This is a genomic window from Paenibacillus sp. 01L418 (assembly GCF_056400045.1).
Genome location: NZ_JBFTSN010000753.1, coordinates 1 through 1,335, shown reverse-complemented (window position 1 = coordinate 1,335; position 1,335 = coordinate 1). Strand labels below are relative to the sequence as shown.

General features: G+C 44.3%; 2 protein-coding genes. One reads left to right on the top strand and one right to left on the bottom strand.

Going from position 1 to position 1,335, the window contains the following annotated elements; translation table 11 throughout:
- Positions 1-741 (top strand): squalene/phytoene synthase family protein (locus AC1DSE_RS35355; protein WP_477529131.1); only part of this gene is annotated, 741 nt, incomplete at its 5' end.
- A gap of 54 nt (positions 742-795) precedes the next feature.
- Here AC1DSE_RS35355 and AC1DSE_RS35350 read toward each other — a convergent pair.
- A partial coding sequence (locus tag AC1DSE_RS35350) for a phosphatidylglycerol lysyltransferase domain-containing protein (RefSeq protein WP_477529130.1) occupies positions 796-1,335 on the bottom strand: 540 nt, incomplete at its 5' end.

The following is a 1,335-nucleotide window of genomic DNA, read 5'->3' as shown; positions in this document are numbered from 1 at the left end:
CCCATCAGCAGGTTGAAGTCAGGTTTAAAGGATGCAGTTGCATCCGCTTATTTGTGTATGAGAGCAATTGATGAAATTGAGGATCATGAGACGCTAGCAGATGAGGTGAAAGCAGAATTATTGCTTGGCATTCATGATGCGTTTAGTTCCGATGATGTGATTAATGAATCGCAAAAACTCCTTTCTCCTTATGCAGAAACACTGCCGGAAGTTACGATGAGAATTCATGAATGGGCGCTTTTATGTCCTCCGACGGTTACGAATGTCGTTTATAACCATACAGCGACAATGGCCAAGCAGATGGCTGATTGGGTTCATGAAGGCTGGGATATCCGAACGGAAGAGGATCTGGATAATTATACTTATAGTGTTGCCGGTATGGTAGGGGAAATGTTGTCTGACATATGGTTCTGGCACGATGGCACGAAATCAGACCGAATCAAAGCAGTTGCTTTCGGAAGAGGCTTACAAGCCGTAAATATTCTGCGTAATCGCACAGAGGATCTTGAACGTGGCGTAGACTTTTTCCCTGAAGGCTGGGGACAGAAAGAAATGATTAAGTACACGCGCCGCAACCTGAAGTTGGCGGATTCGTATATATCTGATTTAAAAGGCGGTCCTGCGCTAGAGTTTTGCAAAATTCCGCTTACGCTGGCACATGCAACCATTAACCTCATTGCTGTTGGCGGTAACAAATTAACGCGAGACGCCGTTATGAAGCTTGTAGGCAGCATTAATTAACGAGCTTATTCTATAAATAAAAGCAAAGCCCATGGGATTCCATGGGCTTTGCTTTTATTTGTTTTTATTCGGGTGCCGTGAGATTAACCGTACCAGCTCGACTAGCAATAGCGGTAATGATACTGTCGAAGGATACGCCAAATAGCGAGGCTCCCAATGTGGTGAGAACTTGTCTTTGTATCGCCGGAGGCCAACAAAGCCATACCAGCTTCCGCCATACTCGAACAGAATGCGTGCCAGCTTCTCTTCTTTTATTGCGTTTTGGCTCTGGCCTACACTCGAAAGTGGAGCCATCCCTAAATTAAATTGCGCATATCCTTCTGTTTTTGCCCACTCCATAAGGCAAATGAACAATTGATCCATCGTTCCATTTGGGGTGGATTTTAAATAGCGCATTAAATCTACAGATAAGGTCGTACCATCATAGGCAGGCGTCAAAGAAGCGAAAGCAATAATTTGATCATCTGAATTTTTTAATAGCGCAATGGGCGCGAGCTGCAAATAATCTTCATCAAACCATCCGAGAGAATAACCCTTCTCGTGTTTTCCGTCCAGCCATTGGTCAGAGATGAACGACAGTTTCTTTAACAACTG